We start from the raw sequence: 543 nt of genomic DNA on the forward strand, positions 1-543 counted from the left end.
GTCCCTTGAGAATTATCTTAGTTGTCTCATAGAAAACAATATCAAAACTTTATGTGATGTTCGTAAAAATCCAATAAGTAGAAAACACGGATTTTCAAAAAGACAATTAGAGCAAGCTGTAAGCAACATTGATATTGAATATATGCATATGCCTGAACTTGGAATTGCTTCTGAAAAACGAAGAAATTTGAAAACACAAAAAGATTATGACCGCCTTTTTAAAAATTATCGAAATACAACTCTCAAGAATAATTCTTGTGCAATAAACAAATTATATCAAATGTTTTTAAACAAAAAGCGCGTTGCAATCACCTGTTTTGAAGCCAATGTATGCATGTGTCATAGAGGACAACTCGCATTAGCTCTTACTCAATTGCCTGATTGGAAATATGAAATTAAGCACATCTAAAAAATAAACTTACAGATTTTTTACATATGGAGGTGCTTCTCTTCACAAATGCCTCCTAGCACCCCCACCCTTCTTAACACTTTCAAGTAATGCGTGATTCACGCCACACGTGAATTGCATCTCAATGTAAGGAG

1 protein-coding gene is annotated in these 543 nt (G+C 33.7%); it reads left to right on the forward strand.

The genetic code is table 11. The annotated features are described in order from the left end of the window. Positions 1–409, forward strand: a 409-nt coding sequence (locus ACFINO_RS11530; RefSeq protein ID WP_375655987.1) for a DUF488 family protein, incomplete at its 5' end; no start/stop codon positions are given. Between the last annotated feature and the right edge of the window lie 134 nt (positions 410–543).

Origin of the sequence: Bartonella sp. AA83SXKL (assembly GCF_042196965.1) — a bacterium.
Taxonomy (GTDB): domain Bacteria; phylum Pseudomonadota; class Alphaproteobacteria; order Rhizobiales; family Rhizobiaceae; genus Bartonella.